Source organism: bacterium (genome assembly GCA_035371905.1).
Classification (GTDB): Bacteria; Ratteibacteria; UBA8468; order B48-G9; family JAFGKM01; genus JAMWDI01.
Map to the genome: position 1 here is coordinate 1 of DAORXQ010000142.1, position 3,431 is coordinate 3,431.

Below are 3,431 nucleotides of genomic sequence, written 5' to 3' on the forward strand. Positions count from 1 at the left end.
GTTGAAAAAGTTTGGAATAAAACATTTATTCTAAAGGAAAAAGAATTTCTAAAAGTTGCTGGACCTGATGAAAGAAATATTGAAGAACTTTACTCTTCAAAAGAATTAATAGATGTCCTTCATCTATCATTATTATTATGGCAAAAAAATGATGACCTTGGAATGAAAAAAGTCCTTTCAAGTACTGGTTTTGGTTTGAAAGATACATTTTATAAAGTAGCACAGGCAATATCAGAAACACTTCCAATAACAAGTAGAGAGAAAAAACTTCTTGACGGCTTTTTGTCAGGGAAAAGCAGAATAACAAAGGAAATAAAAGAAATAGATGAAAAAAAAGAAAAGGAACAACAGAAACTGTTTTAAAAAGGAGATATAATGAAAGCATTTGTTTCAATTGCAATTCCACATAAGGATGTTCTTGAAGGGGTACTGACTGCTGATGTTTTTGCTGCTGATTTATGGAGTGTTTATCAGAAAAGAGGACCGCGTGAATATTATGACGCAGAACTTTTTTATCAAAAGACATATTTCACAGAAGGGCTAAAAAATCTTCTTTCAAATGCAGAAAAACGGCTGAAAGGTAAAGGTGGAGACCCTGTTATTCAACTTCAAACACCATTTGGAGGTGGTAAGACACATTCCCTAATTGCTTTATATCATAAAGGGAAAGAACTTAAAGCAAAGGTTGTCGTGATAGATGGAGCAGTCCTTGAACCAGAAGAAAAACCAATTTGGGAAGTTATGGAAGAACAATTAACGGGAAATACAAAGACACTTAAAGGAAAAGCATGCCCAGGGAAAGAGAAAATCTACAATCTTTTATCTTCTCAAAACTCACCTGTTTTAATTCTTATTGACGAAATTTTAATATATCAAACAAAATCTGCCACACTTAAAGTAGGCAGTTCAAATCTTTCTGCATCAAATCTTGTATTTTTTCAGGAATTAACACAGGTTGTATCCTCTCTTGGTAATTGTCTTTTGGTTGTAACAATTCCTGCAAGCCGTCTTGAACATTACGATGAATCATCTGAGGAATTATTCCAGAAACTTCAAAAAGTTCTTGGAAGGGTGGAAAAAATTTATGAGCCAGTAAGCGACGAGGAAATATCATCTGTCATAAATAAACGGCTTTTCTTATACATAGATGAAAAAGAAAGTAAGAAAATCATTGATAAATTTGTTAATTTTGCGGATAAAGAGAATATTTTACCTGAGGGATTTGAGAAATCTACCTACAGGGAAAGATTTTTCAAAAGTTATCCATTTCAGCCAGAGGTAATAGATGTCCTTTACCACAGATGGGGTAGTTTTTCCCGTTTTCAAAGGACAAGGGGTGTATTAAGATTGCTTGCAAGAGTTGTATATTCATTAAAAAATAGCAATATTCCATTTATAAGGTTATGTGATTTTAACCTTAAAATTTCAGATATAAAAAGTGAATTTATAAGTCAAATAGGCCCACAATTTAATAGTGTCGTTTCAGCAGACATTACCTCTGCAAACTCTGCTGCTTCAAAGGTGGACTTTTCTCTTGGTAAGGCATATGTATCTTCTTTAATAGGGACAAAAATTGCAACAACCATATTCCTCTATTCTTTTTCAGGCGGACATGAAAAAGGTGCTACATTGAGGGAAATAAAACTTTCTGTTGCGGACATATCTTTATCTTCCACCAGTATAATTACAGAAGGTGTAAATAAATTAAAAGACCAGGCGTTATATTTGCAATACGATTCAGGTAAATATTTCTTTACAAGTGAACCAAACCTCAACAGTTTACATATAAGAAAAATGGAGGAAATTGAAGATGAGACAGTAGAACAGATAGAAAAAGAAATCTTAAGGGAAAATGTTAAAGGAGAGATATTTGATGTGTTTTTAAACCCTAAAAATCCAAAGGATGTACCTGATAATGAAAAGTTAAAACTTGTTGTACTAAGTAAAAATGGAGAAGTAAAATGCAAGGAATTCATTGAGAATTATGGACAACAACCAAGGGTTAATAAAAATACGCTGATTTTTTTATGTACTGAAGAAACCGAAAGAGCCGTATTTGAAAAATCGGTGAGAGAATATTATGCCTGGAAAATTATAGATGAAGAAGATCAGTTGAATGAACAGCAGAAGAAAGAAATCCACCAGAAAATGAAAGAAAAAGAAGAATTTATGCTTGAAAATTTCAGAAATCTTTATAGTATTGTCTATGTTCCCAAATTCAATGACCTAAGAAAAATAGACCTTGGAAGATATACATATGGGAAAGACATTTCTCTGGAACAGGAAGTTTATCAAAGGTTAAATAACGAAGGTGAGATACTTGAAAAAATTTCACCTTTAATTTTGAAAGAAAAATACCTTAAAGATAAGGACTTTGTGGAGATTTTGCCTTTATATCTTTCATTTTTGAGGACACCAGGAGAAGTTAGAATAATAAATAAAGATGTTTTAATTGACGCAATAGTTTCTGGTGTTAAAAATGGGCTTTTTGCTTTTGGAGAGATTGATAAGGATGGAGGACCTGTATGTAAGTATTTCAGAGAGGAGATTACATTTAGAGAAGGGATTGTAGAAGAAAGAAAAGTTATGATTTGTGAGAGTTTACTCGGTAAAAAGTCGGCAATTATATCAAGAGGCAATGTATGGGGATTAGTTAAAGACGAAAGCAGTATTTCACCAGAAAAAGAAACTGAAAAAGAAACAATTACAAGGAAAACAGAAAATACCTATAAAAAAATCTCTCTCAAAATCAAAATCCCTTCAGGTGAACTATCACATTTTGCCAACAGTATCTTTTATCTTAAAACATTATTCAGACAAATTGATATAAAGGTTGAGATTGAAGCAAAGGACGGTGAAATAAAAATAACAGATTATGAAGATAAAATAAAAGAGGCATTCAAACAGTCAAGCATCAAAATTGAGGAAGAATCAACGTTTTAATCACTCCTGACCAATTAAAACTTTGGCAATTTAGATTTTGGAGAACCGGCCTGCTGATAGGGAACAATAGTATTCGTAAGAGATAAAGTACCCAAGTGAAGCAGGGCGGTGTGAAAAATATTAGCACGACTTTCAATCAATCAAATGCTAAATATGCTGCCCCGATATGAGTTTGAGCAAGAAGTAGTCAGGGAACAGGCCAACCGATATACGAAACACTTTACAGCCTGGCAGGAAGTTCCTGGTGAATTTTTATGCCCGGATAACCGGGAAGGAAAGCCTGCGGGATATAGAGACCTGGTTAAAGATGCAGCAGAAGAGCTGGTATCATTGGGGTCTGGTAAATGCGGTGCTCACTCAATCTGGACGGCAATGATTTACTGTCTTCTCCTGGCCTACATCAAATATCAGACAAAATACAAGTACTCTCTGCTGTATCTGACCAGAGTAATTAAGGAGTACTTATTGAAAAGGGCAGATATCATTGA

3 protein-coding genes are annotated in these 3,431 nt (G+C 33.7%); all 3 read left to right on the forward strand.

Going from position 1 to position 3,431, the window contains the following annotated elements; all coding sequences use genetic code 11:
- Positions 1-363, forward strand: a 363-nt coding sequence (locus tag PKV21_09700) for a DNA methylase (protein HOM27759.1), incomplete at its 5' end; no start/stop codon positions are given.
- A gap of 12 nt (positions 364-375) precedes the next feature.
- The gene (locus PKV21_09705) at positions 376-2,943 is read left to right on the forward strand and encodes an AAA family ATPase (GenBank protein HOM27760.1); all 2,568 of its coding nucleotides are present in this window, start codon (positions 376-378) and stop codon (positions 2,941-2,943) included.
- 144 nt (positions 2,944-3,087) lie between these two features.
- A partial coding sequence (locus tag PKV21_09710; GenBank protein ID HOM27761.1) for a hypothetical protein occupies positions 3,088-3,431 on the forward strand: 344 nt, incomplete at its 3' end.